Genomic DNA, 2606 nt, shown 5'->3' with positions numbered 1-2606 from the left:
TCGGCCGCGCTGACGCGGCTGGTGGCGTCGCTGGGCGCGGTTTGCGTCCTCCCAACCCCCCTCCACAAAACAACCCACAGCTAGGAGTCCGAGTTCCGGCCGGCCAAGGCCGCTCGCGACGGCGATGCCTTCGTCCCGGGCGAGATCCCCGACGGCTTTTACACCGTCGGGGACACGCAGGACCCGCAGCCGGCGTTCCAGGCCGCGGTGATCGCTTCGGTGGCCCAGGTGACGCACATCGCCCCCGCCGACGCCCAGGACCAGATCATCGGCGAACCCGTCGTGCAGCCGGGCGTCATCAATTACCCGGTGCGTGAATTGGGGCTGTGCGCGGGTGTCACCGCGGCCCCTTTCCGCACCACCACCGAGGTCTATCCCGACAGCCCGCGGGCAACGCCGGACCAGTGCAACCAAGCGCAGGTGGCGGCCGTTCGTGGCGCATTGGACTTCGCACTGGCGGCCACTGGCTCCGCCTAGGGTGTGTTCAGGGCGGGCGGCCGCGCCCGGTGCGGGCCGCCTCCCCAACTTCTGCCATAGGCGCCCGCGCCTGCGCGGTGTCACTGTCGGGCTTCCAGACCTGCCGGAGAGGCCCCATGACCACCACCCGTCGCGACCTGCTCAAACTCGGCGCCCTGGCGGCGGCGGGATCGGTACTGCCTTCGTTGGCCAGCGCGCAGCCGGCGGCAGCGGCCATCGCCAAGGCCGCCCGCCCGCTGCGCATCCTGATCCTCGGCGGCACCGGGTTCACCGGCCCGTTCCAGGTGGGCTATGCGCTGGCGCGCGGCCATCAGGTCACGCTTTTCAATCGCGGCAAGCGACCTTCACCGGAATGGCCCGGTTCGGTGGAACAGCTGCACGGTGATCGCAATACCGGTGACCTGTCGGCGCTGGAAGGCGGACAGTGGGACGTCTGCATCGACAATCCCACCAGCCTGCCGTTCTGGGTTCGCGACGCCGGGCGTGTGCTCCGGGGCAGGGTGGGGCATTACCTGTTCATCTCCACCATCTCGGTGTATGCCGACGGCTCCCGGCCGGGGCTGACCGAAGACGCCGCGCTGGCGACCTACGCGGGCAAGGACGCCATGGCCGAGACGATGCAGTCGCTGCAGGCAGACATGGGCGGCCTTTACGGTCCGCTCAAGGCGCTGAGCGAAGCGCAGGCGCGCGAACAGTTCGGCGACAAGGTCACCATCGTCCGGCCCGGCTACATCGTCGGCCCGCGCGACGAAACCGATCGTTTCACTTACTGGCCCAAGCGCATCGCCCAAGGCGGTGAAGTGCTGGTGCCCGGCGACGGCCAGGACACCGTGCAGCTGATCGACGGCCGCGACCTGGGCGAGTGGATGATCCGCCTGGCCGAGGCCGGCACCACCGGAACCTTCAACGCCTGCGGCCCGGACTACGCCTTGACCATCGACGCGATGGTGCACGGCTGCCACGCGGTGACCGGGGGCGCGGCCCGCTTCACCCACGTGAGCCCGGCCTTCATCGAGAAAAACCAGGTGCCGCTGCCGATATGGGTGCCCAGGAACGGATCGCCTTACTCGGGCTACGGCGCGGTGAGCAACGCCCGCGCCCTGGCCGCCGGCCTCACCTTCCGCCCGCTGGCCACCACGGTGGCCGACCTGCTGGCCTGGTACCGGACCCTGCCCGCCGAGCGCCAGGCCGAAGTACGCGCGGGCGTGTCGCTGGAGAAAGAAGCCGAGCTGCTCAGGGCTTGGCGGGCGGAGCAGGCGTGAGCGCGTCGTCCCGCGCCGCTGGCCTGCGCGTAACGCGTTCGTCGATGACGGCCGTCATCAGCGCCCCGACGAAGAACACCAGGGCGGCGTAGTAAATCCACACCAGCAGCAGCACCAGCGTACCGAACGCGCCGTAGGCGCTGCCCGGCGCGGCATAGGCCAGGTACAGCCCGATCGCCCAGCGCCCGGCCACGAACATGGCCGCAGTCAGCGCACCGCCGAACAAGGCCTGCCGCCAGCGCACGCGCCGGTCCGGCAGGAAGCGGTAAAGCAGGGCGAACGCCACCAGGTACAGCAGCAGGGTGATCATGTTCGCCACCGCCGGCACCAGCCAGGGCAGGCTGGCGAACAGAACCTGCATGGCCGTGGTCAACATCATCGACACCAGCAGCAGGAAGCCCAGCGCGAACACCACCCCGAAGGAAAACACGCGTTTGCGCAGCCAGACCAGCACGCCGCCCGGCAGTTCGTCGGTAGCGGTGGCGAACACGCGGTTGAGCGTTGCCTGCAGCTGTGCGAACACCACCGTTGCGCCGATGAACAGCAGCAGCGTGCTCCACAGCCCGGCCAGCGAGCCCAGGTCGGGACGGGCACGGGCGCTTTCGATCACGGTGCCGGCCACCTCGCGGGCGTGAGGTCCGGCCAGTGCGGAAATCTGCATCAGCAGGGCTTCCCGGGCCGACGGATACAGCGACGCCGTCAGCCAGAGCACCAGCAGCAGCAGCGGCGCCAGCGAAACCAGCGCGTAGAACGACAGCGCGGCCGAGTGCGCCAGCAGGTCGGTGTCGATGAAGCGGCGCAGCATTGCCGCCGGCAGGCTTTCCTGCAGCCGCTGGCTGAGGTGCTGCAGGCGGTCTCGGCGACGCT

2 protein-coding genes and 1 pseudogene are annotated in these 2606 nt (G+C 69.8%); 2 read left to right on the top strand and 1 reads right to left on the bottom strand.

All coding sequences use genetic code 11. The features are described 5' to 3' along the window. A pseudogene (locus K0M70_RS07240) lies at positions 1-477 on the top strand (peptidase); the annotation flags it as partial. A 116-nt stretch (positions 478-593) separates the two neighbouring features. Next, on the top strand, positions 594-1739 hold the full coding sequence (locus tag K0M70_RS07235; RefSeq protein ID WP_290781034.1) for an NAD-dependent epimerase/dehydratase family protein: 1146 nt from the start codon (positions 594-596) through the stop codon (positions 1737-1739). On the opposite strand, the gene K0M70_RS07230 is transcribed toward K0M70_RS07235, so the two are convergent. Next, positions 1711-2589, bottom strand: coding sequence for a YihY/virulence factor BrkB family protein (locus K0M70_RS07230; protein WP_290781036.1), 879 nt, complete (start codon positions 2587-2589; stop codon positions 1711-1713). The two genes, K0M70_RS07235 and K0M70_RS07230, sit on opposite strands and share 29 nt — an antisense overlap. Positions 2590-2606: the final 17 nt, after the last annotated feature.

It is taken from the genome of Arenimonas sp. (assembly GCF_019459675.1).
Lineage (GTDB): Bacteria > Pseudomonadota > Gammaproteobacteria > Xanthomonadales > Xanthomonadaceae > Arenimonas.
This window is presented reverse-complemented; position numbering and strand designations above follow the sequence as displayed.